The 15,176-nt window shown below is 59.4% G+C and carries 13 protein-coding genes; 7 read left to right on the top strand and 6 right to left on the bottom strand.

From position 1 onward, the window contains the following. Positions 1 to 151: 151 nt before the first annotated feature. The 5 genes from ssuB to ssuE are packed head-to-tail and all read right to left on the bottom strand — an operon-like array spanning position 152 to position 4,398. Positions 152 to 919, bottom strand: coding sequence for an aliphatic sulfonates ABC transporter ATP-binding protein (ssuB, locus tag AACV31_RS20595; protein ID WP_165153535.1), 768 nt, complete (start codon positions 917 to 919; stop codon positions 152 to 154). Then, positions 916 to 1,707, bottom strand: a complete 792-nt coding sequence (ssuC, locus tag AACV31_RS20590) for an aliphatic sulfonate ABC transporter permease SsuC (protein WP_165153537.1) — start codon at positions 1,705 to 1,707, stop codon at positions 916 to 918. The genes ssuB and ssuC overlap by 4 nt, the downstream gene beginning before the upstream one ends. A 9-nt stretch (positions 1,708 to 1,716) precedes the next feature. Continuing rightward, complete coding sequence (gene ssuD, locus AACV31_RS20585) at positions 1,717 to 2,862, bottom strand: FMNH2-dependent alkanesulfonate monooxygenase (RefSeq protein WP_075198804.1); 1,146 nt, start codon at positions 2,860 to 2,862, stop codon at positions 1,717 to 1,719. Beyond that, entirely contained in the window at positions 2,859 to 3,830 is a 972-nt protein-coding gene (locus AACV31_RS20580; protein ID WP_105537981.1) for a sulfonate ABC transporter substrate-binding protein, read from the bottom strand. The genes ssuD and AACV31_RS20580 overlap by 4 nt, the downstream gene beginning before the upstream one ends. Continuing rightward, the gene (gene ssuE, locus AACV31_RS20575) at positions 3,823 to 4,398 is read right to left on the bottom strand and encodes an NADPH-dependent FMN reductase (RefSeq protein WP_165153539.1); all 576 of its coding nucleotides are present in this window, start codon (positions 4,396 to 4,398) and stop codon (positions 3,823 to 3,825) included. The genes AACV31_RS20580 and ssuE overlap by 8 nt, the downstream gene beginning before the upstream one ends. 248 nt (positions 4,399 to 4,646) lie before the next feature. On the opposite strand from ssuE, the gene pyrD reads away from it, so the two are divergent. Further along, positions 4,647 to 5,657 carry a quinone-dependent dihydroorotate dehydrogenase gene (pyrD, locus tag AACV31_RS20570; RefSeq protein WP_105537979.1) on the top strand — a complete coding sequence of 337 codons (1,011 nt, stop codon included), beginning with the start codon at positions 4,647 to 4,649 and terminating at the stop codon, positions 5,655 to 5,657. Between the two features lie 166 nt (positions 5,658 to 5,823). Beyond that, complete coding sequence (gene zapC, locus AACV31_RS20565; protein WP_075198808.1) at positions 5,824 to 6,369, top strand: cell division protein ZapC; 546 nt, start codon at positions 5,824 to 5,826, stop codon at positions 6,367 to 6,369. Here zapC and AACV31_RS20560 read toward each other — a convergent pair. Then, positions 6,366 to 7,472 carry a YcbX family protein gene (locus AACV31_RS20560; protein ID WP_165153541.1) on the bottom strand — a complete coding sequence of 369 codons (1,107 nt, stop codon included), beginning with the start codon at positions 7,470 to 7,472 and terminating at the stop codon, positions 6,366 to 6,368. The genes zapC and AACV31_RS20560 overlap by 4 nt on opposite strands. 102 nt (positions 7,473 to 7,574) lie before the next feature. Between AACV31_RS20560 and rlmKL the strand changes: the two genes are divergently transcribed. The 5 genes from rlmKL to pqiC are packed head-to-tail and all read left to right on the top strand — an operon-like array spanning position 7,575 to position 15,078. Further along, positions 7,575 to 9,692 (top strand): bifunctional 23S rRNA (guanine(2069)-N(7))-methyltransferase RlmK/23S rRNA (guanine(2445)-N(2))-methyltransferase RlmL, encoded by a 2,118-nt coding sequence (gene rlmKL / locus AACV31_RS20555; protein ID WP_165153543.1) that lies wholly within the window; start codon positions 7,575 to 7,577, stop codon positions 9,690 to 9,692. Between the two features lie 6 nt (positions 9,693 to 9,698). Then, entirely contained in the window at positions 9,699 to 11,603 is a 1,905-nt protein-coding gene (locus AACV31_RS20550; RefSeq protein WP_007768892.1) for an ABC transporter ATP-binding protein, read from the top strand. A 16-nt stretch (positions 11,604 to 11,619) separates the two neighbouring features. After that, complete coding sequence (gene pqiA, locus AACV31_RS20545) at positions 11,620 to 12,888, top strand: membrane integrity-associated transporter subunit PqiA (RefSeq protein WP_165153545.1); 1,269 nt, start codon at positions 11,620 to 11,622, stop codon at positions 12,886 to 12,888. Then, a complete protein-coding gene (gene pqiB / locus AACV31_RS20540; protein ID WP_075198812.1) occupies positions 12,878 to 14,518 on the top strand; it encodes an intermembrane transport protein PqiB in 1,641 nt (546 codons plus the stop codon). The genes pqiA and pqiB overlap by 11 nt, the downstream gene beginning before the upstream one ends. Beyond that, positions 14,515 to 15,078, top strand: a complete 564-nt coding sequence (gene pqiC / locus AACV31_RS20535; protein ID WP_015740754.1) for a membrane integrity-associated transporter subunit PqiC — start codon at positions 14,515 to 14,517, stop codon at positions 15,076 to 15,078. The genes pqiB and pqiC overlap by 4 nt, the downstream gene beginning before the upstream one ends. Positions 15,079 to 15,176: the final 98 nt, after the last annotated feature.

The following is a 15,176-nucleotide window of genomic DNA, read 5'->3' as shown; positions in this document are numbered from 1 at the left end:
GCATTGTGATGGCGGGTGCGCTGCGCTTACCCGCCCTACGGTGGCATTGTGATGGTGGGTGCGCTGCGCTTACCGACCCCACATAACACCCTGGCAAGGTTTGTAGGGCGGGTAAGCACAGCGCACCCGCCTTTCTTTTGACGATAACGCCTCACCCAACTTTCATTGCGCGTACCGGCGCGGGCGTTTTACGCATCACCCGGTTCAACACTCGCGCTTCCAGCTCCGCCAGCCGCGGCGTGCCGTGATGACGCGGGTGCGGCAGATCCACCGCCATATCGAGCCCGATCTTCCCGTCTTCGATTAACAACACCCGTTCCGCCATCGCCACCGACTCGCTCACGTCATGCGTCACCAGCAACACCGTAAACCCGTGCTCGCGCCACAGCGATACAATCAACTCCTGCATCTCAAGACGCGTGAGGGCGTCCAGCGCGCCCAGCGGCTCATCAAGCAGCAGCAGGCCGGGGCGGTGAATCAACGCGCGCGCCAGCGCCACGCGCTGTTTCTGCCCGCCGGAAAGCGCGGCGGGCCAGTCGTTCGCGCGGTCGGCCAGGCCCACTTCCTCCAGCGCCCGGCGCGCCGCAGGCTGCCAGTCGCCTCTAAGCCCCAGCCCGACATTATCCAGCACCTTTTTCCACGGCAGCAGTCGCGCATCCTGAAACATCATCCGGGTATCTTCGCGCGCGTCGGCAAGCGGCGCGTTTCCGGCGCGCAGCTCGCCGTCCTCTGGCGTTTCAAGCCCGGCGAGCAGGCGCAGCAGCGTACTCTTGCCGCCGCCGCTGCGCCCGACTACCGCCACAAACTGCCCGGCGGGAACATGCAGATCCAGCGCGTTAAGGATAGTCTTCTCGCCGTAGCGCTTGGTCACGCCTTCCAGCAGCAGCGGCGTTCCCTGGTTGAGTCGTGATGTCGTCATGCGTTCGCCTCTTTAATCTGGTAAGCGGGGTGCCAGCGCAGCCAGACGCGCTCAAGCAGGCGGGCGCTGAGATCCGCGAGCTTGCCGAGCAGGGCGTAGAGAATAATCGCCACCACCACCACGTCGGTTTGCAAAAATTCGCGCGCGTTCATCGCGAGATAGCCAATGCCGGAGTTCGCCGAAATCGTCTCCGCCACGATAAGCGTCAGCCACATCAGCCCGAGCGCAAAGCGCACGCCGACCATAATCGAGGGCAGGGCGCCTGGTAAAATCACCTGCCGGAACAGACTGAAGCCCGAAAGCCCGTAGCTGCGCGCCATCTCCAGCAGACCGCTATCGATATTGCGGATGCCGTGCCAGGTGTTGATATAAATCGGGAACAACGTGCCGAGCGCCACCAGAAAAATTTTGGCGCTCTCGTCGATGCCGAACCACAAAATCACCAGCGGGATCAGCGCCAGATGCGGCACGTTGCGCAGCATCTGAATGGAGCTGTCTAGCAGCCGCTCGCCCCAGCGCGACAGCCCGCTGATAAGCCCGAGCGCCAGCCCAATCAAACCGCCGATGGAAAAGCCCACCAGCGCGCGCCAGCTGCTGATCGCCAGATGCTGCCAGAGCTCGCCGCTCGCCGTCAGCCGCCAGAATGTTTCCACCACGCTTTCCGGCGACGGCAGAATGCGCGTCGACAGCCAGCCCGTCTGGGAGGCGAGCTGCCAGACGGCGATAATTCCCACCGGCACCACCCACGGGGCGGCGCGCTGCAACCATTTTTGCGAAGCGCTTGTCATGCGGCCTCCTTAACTCTGCGCCACCCGGCGCGGTATAAATTCATTGGCTACCGCTTCGCCTTGCGCCGTCAGTGCGCGCGGCTGCGGCACGTCGGGGATGGCGACATCGAGATGCGGGAATAAAAGCTCGCCTACGCGGTACGCCTCTTCGAGATGCGGGTAACCGGAGAGAATAAAGCTGTCGATGCCAAGCGACGCGTACTCATTAATGCGCGCCGCCACCGTCGGGCCATCGCCCACCAGGGCCGTGCCTGCGCCGCCGCGCACCAGCCCTACGCCCGCCCAGAGATTAGGGCTTATCTCAAGCTGGTCGCGGCGCCCGCCGTGCAGCGCCGCCATGCGCTGCTGGCCGACCGAATCCTGACGCGCGAACGCCGCCTGCGCTTTGGCGATCGTGTCATCGTCGAGATGGGCGATCAGCCGGTCGGCGGCCTGCCAGGCTTCTTCGCTGGTTTCACGAACAATCACATGCAGGCGAATGCCGAAGCGTACCGTGCGCCCGTGGGCCGCCGCTTTGGCGCGCACCTGGGCTATTTTCTCCTTCACCTGCTCCGGCGGCTCGCCCCAGGTCAGATAGAGATCGACCTGCTCGGCGGCCAGATCCTGCGCCACATCGGACGAGCCGCCGAAGTAGAGCGGCGGACGCGGCTGTTGTACCGGGGGGAACAAGAGTTGCGCGCCGCGCACTTTGATATGCTTGCCTTCAAAATCGACCTTTTCGCCTTCAAGCAGGCGGCGCCAGACGCGGGTGAACTCCGCCGACGCCTCATAACGCGCGGTGTGATCGAGGAACACGCCGTCACCGGCGAGCTCCTGCGGATCGCTGCCGGTCACCAGGTTAAAGAGCGCGCGGCCGTTGGAAAGCCTGTCCAGCGTCGCCGCCTGACGCGCCGCGACGGTCGGCGACACCACCGACGGGCGCAACGCGACCAGAAACTTCAGCCGCTGGGTCACCGGGATCATGGAGGCTGCCACCAGCCACGCATCCTCGCAGGAACGCCCGGTCGGGATCAGCACGCCCGTAAATCCAAGACGGTCGGCGGCCTGCGCGATTTGTTGCAGGTAACCGTGATCCACCGGGCGGGCGCCCGCGTCGCTACCGAGATAGTGGCCATCCCCGTGGGTCGGTAAAAACCAGAACAGATTCAGACTCATGATTTCGCTCCTTCAGTAGCGCCGGACCAGATGCGGCTGCGGATATCAACTTTCTTTGGAACCAGATGGTTGTCATAAAACAGATCGGCGGTGTGCTGCTGGCGCACGGCCGTTTCTTCATTGACCGGCGTGATGCGCGTCGGCGGACGGTGATCGAAATAGAGCTCAATCACCGGCTCCGGCAGCCCGATGCTCTGCGCGAACAGTTTCACGCTCGCTTTGCGCTGGCTGCGGGTCAGGGCGTCCGCTTCGCTGAAGCTCTCCAGCACGCCGGTCAGGAATTCGCCATATTTCTGCGCGTAGGGGCGAGAGGCGAGATAGAACGATCCGGTGAGATCGAGATCGGTGCCGTCGGTCAGCACCCGCACGCCACCCTGAATGAGCGCGGCGGAGTAGTAAGGATCCCAGATAGCCCAGGCGTCGACATTACCCTGCGTAAACGCGGCGCGCGCATCGGCGGGCGTCAGGTACACCGGCTGAATATCGGTAAATTTCAGCCCGGCTTTTTGCAGCGCGCGCAGCAGCAGGTTGTGGGAGCTGGAGCCTTTCTGGAACGCGACTTTATGGCCTTTCAGTTCGGCGACGCTTTTAATCGGGCTGTTTTCAGCAACCAGCAGCACCTCGGCTTTCGGCTTCGGCGGCTCGCTGCCGATATAGACCAGGTCTGCGCCCGCCGCCTGGGCGAAGATCGGCGGAATGTCGCCGGTACTGCCGAGATCGATACTGCCGACATTCAGCGCCTCAAGCAGCTGCGGGCCCGCCGGGAATTCAACCCAGGTGATTGTGGTATGCGGATAACGTTGCTCAAGCAGATGATGGCTTTTCGCCAGCACCATACTGACGGACCCTTTCTGATAACCGATGCGCAGCGCTTCCGGCTGCGGCGCAGCGGCGCTGACGCCCGCGGCGAAAAGCGTGAGGCTGGCTGCCAACAGCGGCGCGGCGCGGCGGCGCAAAAGATTAAGCATGTAACGTTCTCCTTGTGGATTGCGGCGCAGGGGTCGCCAGATGGCGGCGTGTCAGCGCCTGCCAGAAAGTCTCCAGCGCGTCGTCAAGACGCGTTTGTAACAGGGGGGAAAAGCGCGGCTGGTGGTGATAATCCAGCACCTGGCTGTCATCGGCGAAGACGCCATGCAGGATCTCCTGCGCCTTCAACGCGTTGAGCACGGGTTTGAGCGCGTAGTCCAGCGCCAGCAGATGGCCTACCGAGCCGCCGGTCGCGACCGGCAGCACCACTTTCTTATCAAGAGCCCGTTCGGGCAGCAGATCGAGCAGCGTCTTCAGCGCGCCGGAAAACGACGCTTTATAGATAGGGGTGGCGATGATGACGCCGTCGGCCTGCTGAAGCTGTTCAATAAGCGTCTGCAGCGCCGGGCTGTCGAAGCGCGCGTAGAGCAGATCCTCTGCCGCGAAATTCTGGATATGCCAGTGACAGACTTCGACATCCAGCCGGGTAAGTTCACCCGCCAGATATGAGAGCAGGGCGCTGGAGCGTGAAGGAAAGCGTGGGCTTCCCGCCAGAGTAATAACCCGCATACCACCTCCTTATAACCAAAATACGGTTTTTAATTAACATTAATAACAATATGAGAGGATAGTGGCAGAGGGGCTGGCCGTGAGAAACTAAAAATATCGGCGATGCTTTGCCGAAAAACGCATATTCGGGCAGAAAAAGGAAAACGTTTGCTTTCTCAGGGCCTTTTTTGCCGCAGGTCAATTCCCTTTGTGAAGCGGATCGCAGATAATAGCGCCCCGGTTTGCACACCGGGAATCCAGGAGAGTTCATGTACTACCCCTTCGTTCGAAAAGCCCTGTTTCAGCTCGACCCCGAGCGCGCTCACGAATTTACCTTCCAGCAGATGCGCCGCATCACCGGCACGCCACTTGAAGCGCTGCTGCGCCAGAAAGTGCCGTCAAAACCGGTTACCTGCATGGGGCTGACGTTTAAGAACCCGCTGGGGCTCGCCGCTGGCCTTGATAAAAACGGCGAGTGCATCGACGCGCTTGGCGCGATGGGGTTTGGCGCCGTTGAGATAGGCACTGTGACGCCGCGTCCGCAGCCGGGCAACGACAAGCCGCGTCTGTTCCGTCTGGTCGAGGCGGAGGGGCTGATTAACCGCATGGGCTTTAATAATCTCGGCGTGGACAACCTGGTGGAGAACGTCAAAAAAGCGCATTTTGACGGCGTGCTCGGCATTAATATCGGGAAAAATAAAGATACGCCCGTAGAGCAGGGAAAAGATGACTACCTGATCTGTATGGAGAAGGTGTTTCCCTATGCCGGGTATATCGCAATCAATATCTCGTCGCCGAATACCCCCGGTCTGCGTTCGCTGCAATATGGCGAAGCGCTGGACGATCTTCTCGCCGCCATTAAAAATCAGCAGCAAGTGCTTTCGCAAAAGCACCATAAATATGTGCCGGTAGCCGTAAAGATCGCGCCGGATCTTTCTGTAGAAGAATTGATCCAGGTGGCTGACAGCCTGGTGCGCCATAATATTGATGGGGTTATTGCGACCAATACCACGCTGGATCGCAGTCTGGTGCAGGGCATGAAATATTGCGATGAAACGGGCGGATTAAGCGGTCGTCCTCTGCAATTAAAAAGTACGGAAATCATTCGCCTGTTAAATCAGGAGCTGCAAGGGCGTCTGCCGATTATCGGCGTCGGCGGTATTGATTCCGTCATCGCCGCGCGCGAAAAAATGGCGGCTGGCGCTTCGCTTATTCAGATCTATTCCGGCTTTATTTTCAAAGGCCCGCCGCTCGTTAAAGAAATTGTGACCCACCTTTAAGCATTTCCCTATATGAGACCACCAGGGCTTTATTTTCAGCCCTGGTTGTTTTATATTCCGCGGTTGTTGCTAATTTAAACGTCATTGTCATTAGCGTAATGAGGGAATAAACGAAGCGGCAAAATAAGGGAAATAATTTTGAGTTTCATCGCACCAGGGGGTAATGATGCGCATAAAGCCGGACGATAACTGGCGATGGTATTACGATGATGAGCACGACCGGATGATGCTCGATCTGGCCAACGGCATGCTGTTTCGCTCGCGTTTTGCCCGCAAAATGTTGACCCCCGACGCGTTCGATCCTGCTGGATTCTGCGTGGATGACGCCGCGCTCTGGTTCTCCTTCGATGAAAAATGCCGTGACCTTCCCCTTGCCGCTGAACAGCGCGCCGAACTGGTACTGAACGCCCTCGTCGCTATCCGTTTTCTTAAACCCCAGATGCCGAAAAGCTGGCACTTCTTAGCCCATGACGACGCTGAATGGTCGCCTGGCTGCGGCGATGCCGCGTGCGTGTGGCTGAGCGACAGCGGCGAGGCCGTGAATCTGCTGGTGGTTGAACCTGGCGATAACGCCACGCTCTGCCTTCTGGCGCAGCCTGGGTTGACGCTCGCGGGCCGCGCGATGCAGTTAGGAGATGCGATTAAAGTGATGAACGACAGGCTCAAACCGCTGGCGAGCGCGCCATCGTTGAGCCTCGATCAGGCCGTTTAACGCGCGAGCCGTACCGGGCCTGCCGGCACGCAGCTACAGCTTAAGAAGGTGCCATCGTCACTCAGCGCGCTTTTCTTAAGCGGCGTCACTTCCCCTTCCAGCAGCGTCACGCGGCAGCTGCCGCAAATCCCGGCGCGGCAGGAGTAGGGCACCCGAATGCCTTGCTGTTCAAGCTGCTCCAGCACCACCTGCTGATTATTCCCGTTAAAGCACTTGCCTTCCCATTCGACAGACACCTGCGCCGCCGCGCTTGTTACCGGCATGACGCTCTCTTCCACGTCGCCTGCGCCATAAAGCCGTGCCGGGCCGGTCGAAAGGACTTCAACGCGATCGCCTGCGCGGATCACGCCGCTATTACGGGCAATCAGGTTCAGGCCGAAGTCGACATCGCCGTTATCCAGCGCCGTGCGGAATTTTTGCAGCGTCGCCAGCGGTTCGCCGCTCGGGTGTTTACGCCCGCGCTCGGGGCTGACGGTGGTAAAGACGCAGCGGCTGCACGGTTTGGCGACGTCAAACACGACTTCGCCGATGCGGATCACTTTCCAGGTATCCTCCGCCCACGCCTCAACGCCAGAAACGACCAGATTCGGGCGAAACTGATTCATCGCCACGCCCGCCGGACAGCGCTTTTGCAGATCGCGCAGCGAGGCCTCGTTAGCGAGCAGATACGGGAAGCCGTCGGCGAAACCGAGCGGCACGCCGGGATGGAGTTTCACGCGGCGCGTGAGCGACGGGCCAACCCAGCGCAACTGCACGTCACGGCCGAAAAAGCCGCTCAGCCACTGGTTGATGCTCGCAGGCGCGATAAGCGCGGTGAAATGGTTGCCCCAGACTTCCGTCGGCGCGGGGGCGGCTTCAAAATCATTGAAGCGAACCGCGGCGCAGCTGCCATCGGGTGCCGTGAGGTGCAGCCCGTCCGGCAGCAGTGCGGGCGTGAAGAGCACCATTTGCGGATACTGGCGCGCGGTAATAAAGGTGCCATCGGTTTCCGTCACCATAAACGCGCGGTCACTGGCGAGGCCGCTCACGTCCGCCAGCGCGTGGGAGACCTGCAACCCACGCATCGATTTCACCGGATGAATAAAAAGCTGCGATAAAACCATGGCGTATGCCCTCCCGGCATAAGAAATAGAAGGGCAACTTTATGACATGCGTGCGGGATTGGCTATAATGCGCCACTATTTTCTTTTTACTGAAGTGACGATATGAATGCTTTGTTTGCCAGTACGGCGCGTGGGCTCGAAGAGCTGTTAAAAACTGAACTGGAAAACCTGGGCGCGCAAGAGTGCCAGGTGGTTCAGGGAGGCGTGCATTTTCAGGGCGATGCGGCTCTGGTTTATCAAAGCCTGATGTGGAGTCGCCTGGCGTCGCGTATCCTGCTGCCGCTTGGCGAATGCGCGGTTTACAGCGACCTGGATCTTTATCTGGGCGTTCAGGCTATCGACTGGACGAGCATTTTCGCGCCCGACGCCACGTTTGCCGTTCATTTCAGCGGTCTTAACGACACCATTCGCAACAGCCAGTATGGCGCCATGAAGGTTAAAGACGCGATTGTCGACGCCTTTACCCGTAAAAATCTGCCGCGTCCGAGCGTCGATCGCGAGCTGCCGGATCTGCGTATTAATGTCTGGCTGAATAAAGACACCGCCAGCATCGCTATCGATCTTAGCGGCGAAGGCCTGCACCAGCGCGGCTATCGCGATCGCACCGGCCAGGCGCCCATCAAAGAGAACCTGGCGGCGGCGATTGTGATGCGCTCCGGCTGGGAGCCAGGCACCCCGCTGCTTGACCCGATGTGCGGCTCCGGCACGCTGCTGATTGAGGCGGCGATGATAGCCACCGATCGCGCGCCAGGACTGCACCGCACCCACTGGGGCTTTAACGGTTGGGCGCAGCATGACGAGAGCGTCTGGAAAGAAGTGAAAACCGAGGCGCAGGTGCGTGCGCGTCGCGGCCTCAGCGAGTACGCCTCGCGCTTCTATGGCTCCGATAACGATCCGCGCGTGATTGAGCGCGCCCGCACCAACGCCCGTCGCGCCGGGCTTGCCGACATCATTGCGTTCTCAGCTCAGGATGTGGCGAATCTGACCAACCCGCTGCCGGAAGGGCCGACCGGCACCGTTATCAGCAACCCGCCTTACGGCGAGCGTCTGGAGAGCGAACCGGCGCTGATTGCGCTGCACAGCCTGCTGGGCCGCATCATGAAAAACCAGTTCGGCGGCTGGAACCTGTCGCTGTTTAGCGCCTCGCCGGAGCTCTTGAGCTGCCTGCAACTGCGCGCTGACCGCCAGTTCAAAGCGAAAAACGGCCCGCTTGATTGCGTACAGAAAAACTATCGTCTGGCGCCGACGCAGCCGGGCGCCGCGCCAGCCCAGGTGGCGGAAGATTACGCCAATCGCCTGCGTAAAAATCTGAAGAAGCTGGATAAGTGGGCGAAACAGGAAGGCATTGAATGTTATCGCCTGTATGATGCCGACCTGCCGGACTACAACGTGGCGGTAGACCGCTACGCCGACTGGGTCGTGATTCAGGAATATGCGCCGCCTAAAACCATTGAGCCCGAAAAAGCGCGTCAGCGTCTGTTTGACGTGATTGCCGCCACGCTGTCGGTGCTTGGCCTGGCGCCGAATAAGCTGGTGCTGAAAACCCGCGAACGCCAGAAAGGCAAAAATCAGTATGAGAAACTGGCCCAGAAGGGCGAGTTTATGGAAGTGCATGAGTTTAACGCGCGCCTGCTGGTCAACCTGACGGATTATCTCGATACCGGCTTGTTCCTCGATCACCGCATCGCGCGCCGGATGCTCGGCCAGATGAGCAAAGGCAAAGATTTCCTGAATCTCTTCTCCTACACCGGCAGCGCCAGCGTCCATGCGGGCCTCGGCGGCGCGCGCTCTACCACCACGGTGGATATGTCACGCACTTATCTGGAGTGGGCGGAGCGCAACTTACGCCTTAACGGGCTGAGCGGCCGCGCGCATCGTCTGATTCAGGCCGACTGCCTGAGCTGGCTTGCCGAGAGCGATGAGCAGTTCGACCTGATCTTTATCGATCCGCCGACGTTCTCTAACTCCAAACGTATGGAAGAGACGTTCGACGTGCAGCGCGATCATCTGCGTCTGATGAAAGATCTCAAGCGTCTGCTGCGTCGCGACGGGACGATTATGTTTTCCAATAACAAGCGTGGGTTCAAGATGGATCACGAAGGGCTTGCGGCCCTGGGCCTGAAAGCGCAAGACATCACACAAAAAACGCTCTCTCAGGACTTCGCGCGCAACCGCCAGATCCACAACTGCTGGCTTGTTACTCACCAGACCAAGGAATAAAGAATTATGTCGTTAATCAGTATGCATGGCGCCTGGCTCTCTTTCAGCGATGCGCCGCTGCTCGATAATGCCGAACTGCATATCGAAGAAAATGAGCGTGTCTGCCTGGTGGGGCGCAACGGGGCCGGTAAATCGACCCTGATGAAAATCCTCAACCATGAGTTGCCGCTGGATGATGGCCGCCTGATCTATGAGCAGGATCTGGTCGTGGCGCGTCTGCAACAGGATCCGCCGCGTAACGTTGCGGGCACCGTTTATGATTTCGTCGCGGAAGGCGTGGCGGAGCAGGCTGAATACCTGAAGCGTTATCATCAGATTTCGCATCTGGTCATGAGCGATCCAAGCGATAAAAACCTGTCAGAACTCGCAAAAGTGCAGGAGATGCTGGAGCACCACGACTTGTGGCAGCTTGAAAACCGCATCACCGAAGTCCTCGCGCAGCTGGAGTTGGATGCCGATACGCCGCTGGCGTCGCTCTCGGGCGGCTGGCTGCGTAAAGCGGCGCTGGGCCGGGCGCTGGTCAGCGCGCCGCGCGTGCTGCTGCTCGACGAGCCGACTAACCATCTGGACATCGAGACTATCGACTGGCTGGAGAACTTCCTGAAATCGTTCTCCGGCAGCATCGTGTTTATCTCGCACGACCGTTCGTTTATTCGCAACATGGCGACACGCATCGTCGATCTCGACCGCGGCAAACTGGTTTCTTATCCGGGCGACTACGATAAGTATCTGGTGGCGAAGGAAGAAGCGCTGCGCGTCGAAGATCTGCAAAACGCGGAGTTCGACCGCAAGCTGGCGCAGGAAGAAGTGTGGATCCGCCAGGGCATCAAAGCGCGTCGTACCCGTAACGAGGGCCGCGTGCGCGCGCTCAAGGCGATGCGTCGCGAACGCGGCGAGCGCCGTGAAGTGATGGGCAGCGCGAAGATGCAGGTGGAAGAGGCGACCCGCTCCGGCAAAATCGTCTTTGAGATGGAAAACGTCAACTACCGTGTCGGCGAGAAAGTGCTGGTGAGCGATTTCTCCGCCCAGGTGCAGCGCGGCGATAAAATCGCGCTGGTGGGGCCGAACGGCTGTGGTAAAACCACGCTGCTCAAACTGATGCTCGGCCAGCTTAAGGCCGACAGCGGCCGGGTGCATTGCGGCACTAAGCTGGAAGTCGCGTACTTCGACCAGCACCGCGCGGAGCTGGATCCGGAACGCACGGTGATGGACAACCTCGCCGAAGGCAAACAGGAAGTAATGGTGAACGGCAAGCCGCGCCACGTGCTTGGCTATCTGCAGGACTTCCTGTTCCATCCGAAGCGCGCCATGACGCCGGTGCGCGCGCTCTCCGGCGGTGAACGTAACCGCCTGCTGCTGGCGCGTCTGTTCCTCAAGCCCAGCAACCTGCTGATCCTCGATGAACCGACCAACGACCTCGACGTGGAAACGCTCGAGCTGCTGGAAGAGCTTATCGACAGTTATCAGGGCACCGTACTGCTGGTGAGCCATGACCGTCAGTTTGTGGACAACACCGTAACCGAATGCTGGATTTTCGAAGGCGAAGGCCGCATCGGTCAGTATGTAGGCGGCTATCACGACGCCCGCGGCCAGCAGGCCTCATCGCGCACGATGCAGCAGTCGACAGCGAAAAAAGCGGAGCCCGCTGCGGAGTCGAAGGCAGAAACTGTTAAACGAGGCAGCAACAAACTAAGCTATAACTTGCAGCGCGAACTGGAACAGCTGCCCGCCCGTCTGGAGACGCTGGAGGCAGAGCTTGAGGCCCTGCAGGCGAAAGTCAGCGATGCGGCGTTCTTTAACCAGCCTCATGACGTTACGCAGGATGTGCTGGCGCAGCTGAGCGCCGCCGAAGCCGCGCTGGAAGAAGCGTTCGAGCGCTGGGAATATCTTGAATCACTTAAAAACAGCTGATTATTCAGGAACCCGCATGCGTGAACGTCATCATGCGGGCGAGCATATGCTCTGCCCGCAATGCGATCTTCTGGTAAAGCTCCCGGCGCTGGCGCCGGGGCAAAAGGCGCATTGCCCCCGCTGCGACACGACGCTGGTTGTCGAGTGGGCGGCACCCCGCCAGCGCCCTACGGCATATGCGCTGGCCGCGCTGTTCATGCTGCTGCTCTCTAACCTTTTTCCCTTCGTCAATATGGAAGCGGCGGGCGTTAGCAGCGAAGTGACGCTGCTGGAAATCCCTCGCGTCCTGTTTAATGAAGACTATGCGAGCCTTGGCTCGCTGTTCATGCTGTTTGTCCAGCTCGTGCCGGCGTTCTGTCTGGTCACAATCCTGTTGCTGGTCAACCGCGTCACGCTGCCGCCGCGGCTTAAAATCGCCATGGCCCGCGTGCTGTTTCAGCTACGTAGCTGGGGCATGGCCGAAATCTTCCTCGCGGGCGTGCTGGTGAGCTTTGTGAAGCTGATTGCCTATGGCGATATCGGCATTGGCAGCAGCTTTATCCCCTGGTGTCTGTTCTGCATATTACAGTTGCGCGCTTTCCAGTGCGTGGATCGCCGCTGGCTCTGGGATGATATCGCGCCGATGCCGCCGGTGGCTCAGCCGCTAAAAGTGGGCGTCGCCGGTATCCGTCAGGGACTGCGGGCCTGTCCGTGCTGCACCGCCATCCTTCCCGGCGATGAGGGCCGCTGCCCGCGCTGCCATACCCACGCCCATGTACGCCGTAAACACAGCCTGCAGTGGACCGTCTCGCTGCTCATTTGCTCCATCATGCTTTATCTGCCCGCGAATCTGCTGCCCATCATGATTACCGATCTGCTGGGTGACAGAATGCCCTCCACCATTATCGCGGGCGTGATCCTCATCTGGAATGAAGGCTCTTACCCGGTAGCGCTGGTGATTTTCATCGCCAGTATTATGGTGCCGACGCTTAAGATGATCGCCCTCGGCTGGCTGTGCCTTGACGCCAAAGGTTACGGGCGTCAGGAGCGCGAACGAATGCATCTGATGTATGAAGTAGTGGAGTTCGTCGGCCGCTGGTCGATGATCGACGTCTTTGTGATTGCCGTGCTCTCCGCGCTGGTGCGCATGGGCGCGCTGATGAATATTTACCCGGCCTGGGGAGCAGTTATGTTTGCGATGGTGGTGATTATCACCATGTTCGCCGCCATGACCTTCGACCCGCGTCTTTCCTGGGACCGTGTGCCTGATTCAAGTTATGAGGAGTTACCCGAACATGGAAAATAATCGCGGGGAAGCGAAGATTAAGAAGGTGAAAAACTGGTCGCCGGTCTGGATCTTCCCAATAATTACCGCGCTTATCGGCGCCTGGATCCTGTTTTATCACTACAGCCATCAGGGGCCGGTGGTGACGCTGATGACCACCAACGCAGAAGGCATCGAAGGCGGGAAAACCACCATCAAGAGCCGCAGCGTGGATGTCGGCGTGGTGGAAAGCGCCGTACTGACCGACGATTTACATCACGTCGAAATCAAAGCGCGTATGAACCCTGGCATGGAAAAACTCCTGTACGGCGATACCGCCTTCTGGGTGGTCAAGCCGCAGATCGGACGCGAGGGCGTTACCGGGCTGAACACGCTTTTGTCCGGCGCCTACATTGAACTTCAGCCGGGCTCGAAAGGCAGCGCGCCGGAGTCCTACAAACTGCTGGATGCGCCGCCGCTGGCGCCGCCGGATGCTAAAGGCATTCGGGTTATCCTCGACAGCAGCAAAGCCGGACAACTTAATCCTGGCGATCCGGTGCTGTTCCGTGGTTATCGCGTCGGCTCGGTAGAAACCAGCACGTTCGACCCGCAAAAACGCTCCATCAGTTATCAGCTCTTTATCAATGCGCCGAACGATCGTCTGGTGACCAGCAACGTGCGTTTCTGGAAAGACAGCGGGATCGCGGTCGATCTCAGTTCTTCCGGTATGCGCGTGGAGATGGGCTCGCTCAGTACGCTGTTTAGCGGCGGCGTCAGCTTTGACGTGCCGGATGGCTGGGAACTCGGGCAGCCGGTAGCTGAGAAAACCGCTTTTACCCTCTATGATGACCAGCGCAGCATTCAGGAATCGCTCTATACCGAACATATCGACTATCTGATGTTCTTTAAAGATACCATTCGCGGCCTGCAGCCCGGCGCGCCGGTGGAATTCCGCGGCATTCGTCTCGGGACTGTCGCGCAGGTGCCGTTCTTTGTGCCTGGCCTGCATCAGGCGGTGACGACCGATTACCGTATTCCGGTACTGGTACGCATTGAGCCGGAACGGCTGGCGAATCAGATTGGCGAAGACCCGAATATCGCCAGCCATATGCACGATCTGCTGAAGAAAGGTCTTCGCGCGACGCTCAAAACCGGCAATCTGGTGACCGGGCAACTGTTTGTCGACCTGGATTTCTACCCGAAAGCGCCGCCGGTCACTGACATGGCGACATTCAACGGCTACCCGGTGATCCCGACGGTAAGTAGCGGACTGGCGCAGATCCAGCAGCGTCTGATGGATACGCTGGATAAGATAAACAATCTGCCGCTCAACCCGATGATTGAACAGGCCACGAATACGCTCTCGGAAAGCCAGCGCACCATGCGCCGTCTGCAGACGACGCTTGATAACCTGAACCAACTGACGTCCAGCCAGTCGGCGCAGGATTTGCCAGCGGACATGCAAAAAACGCTGCGCGAGCTTAATCGCAGCATGCAGGGCTTCCAGCCAGGCTCTGCCGCCTATAACAAAATGGTGGCGGATATGCAGCGTCTGGATCAGGTGTTGCGTGAGCTTCAGCCGGTACTGCGTACGCTTAATGAGAAGAGCAACGCGCTGGTATTCGAATCGAAAGAGAAAAAGGACCCGCAGCCGAAGAGGGCGAAAGAATGAAAAAATGGCTCCCGCTTGTCGCCGTTGCGCTACTGAGCGCCTGTAGCAGCACAGAGGAAACCACCTGGTATCAGCTCCCGGCGTCTACCGCGCCGGTGGCGCACAGTGCCTCAATGAACAGCCAGCACCTGCTGTGGGTGGAACAGGTATCGGTGCCCGATTACCTGGCAGGTAACGGCGTGGTCTATCAGACCACCGACGTGCAGTATGTGATTGCCAGTCAGAACTTGTGGGCGAGCCCGCTGGATCAGCAACTACGCAATACGCTGGTGACCAACCTGAGCGCCACGCTGCCGGGCTGGGTGGTTTCCGCTCAGCCGCTGGGGGCGGAGCAGGATACGCTGAACGTCAACGTGACCGGCTTTCATGGCCGGTATGACGGGCGGGTGATCGTGAGCGGGGAATGGTTGCTTAAGCATAAGGGGCAGCTCATTAAGCGGCCTTTCTATACCGAACTTAAGCAGCAAGAGGATGGTTATGACGCGATGGTGAAAACCCTCGCACAAGCCTGGCAGCAGCAGGCGAAAACTATTGCTGATGAGGTTGCTCGTCAGCCATAAAAAATTTGAATGATGTTAAAAGCCGTCGTCTTCTTCTTAAAGAGGGCGGCGGCTTTTTGTTTTATGCCAGTCAGATAAGCTCATCGCGCCCTCATTTT

The organism is Cronobacter sp. EKM101R (genome assembly GCF_963888145.1).
Lineage (GTDB): Bacteria > Pseudomonadota > Gammaproteobacteria > Enterobacterales > Enterobacteriaceae > Cronobacter > Cronobacter turicensis.
This window is presented reverse-complemented; position numbering and strand designations above follow the sequence as displayed.

Excerpts from the sequence above, each read along its gene's own strand:
- pqiA (WP_165153545.1), top strand. The coding sequence starts at position 11,620 with ATGCGTGAACGTCATCATGCGGGCGAGCATATGCTCTGCCCGCAATGC.
- AACV31_RS20580 (WP_105537981.1), bottom strand. The coding sequence starts at position 3,830 with ATGCTTAATCTTTTGCGCCGCCGCGCCGCGCCGCTGTTGGCAGCCAGC.
- rlmKL (WP_165153543.1), top strand. The coding sequence starts at position 7,575 with ATGAATGCTTTGTTTGCCAGTACGGCGCGTGGGCTCGAAGAGCTGTTA.
- AACV31_RS20550 (WP_007768892.1), top strand. The coding sequence starts at position 9,699 with ATGTCGTTAATCAGTATGCATGGCGCCTGGCTCTCTTTCAGCGATGCG.
- pyrD (WP_105537979.1), top strand. The coding sequence starts at position 4,647 with ATGTACTACCCCTTCGTTCGAAAAGCCCTGTTTCAGCTCGACCCCGAG.
- ssuC (WP_165153537.1), bottom strand. The coding sequence starts at position 1,707 with ATGACAAGCGCTTCGCAAAAATGGTTGCAGCGCGCCGCCCCGTGGGTG.
- ssuE (WP_165153539.1), bottom strand. The coding sequence starts at position 4,398 with ATGCGGGTTATTACTCTGGCGGGAAGCCCACGCTTTCCTTCACGCTCC.
- ssuB (WP_165153535.1), bottom strand. The coding sequence starts at position 919 with ATGACGACATCACGACTCAACCAGGGAACGCCGCTGCTGCTGGAAGGC.
- zapC (WP_075198808.1), top strand. The coding sequence starts at position 5,824 with ATGCGCATAAAGCCGGACGATAACTGGCGATGGTATTACGATGATGAG.
- pqiC (WP_015740754.1), top strand. The coding sequence starts at position 14,515 with ATGAAAAAATGGCTCCCGCTTGTCGCCGTTGCGCTACTGAGCGCCTGT.
- ssuD (WP_075198804.1), bottom strand. The coding sequence starts at position 2,862 with ATGAGTCTGAATCTGTTCTGGTTTTTACCGACCCACGGGGATGGCCAC.
- pqiB (WP_075198812.1), top strand. The coding sequence starts at position 12,878 with ATGGAAAATAATCGCGGGGAAGCGAAGATTAAGAAGGTGAAAAACTGG.
- AACV31_RS20560 (WP_165153541.1), bottom strand. The coding sequence starts at position 7,472 with ATGGTTTTATCGCAGCTTTTTATTCATCCGGTGAAATCGATGCGTGGG.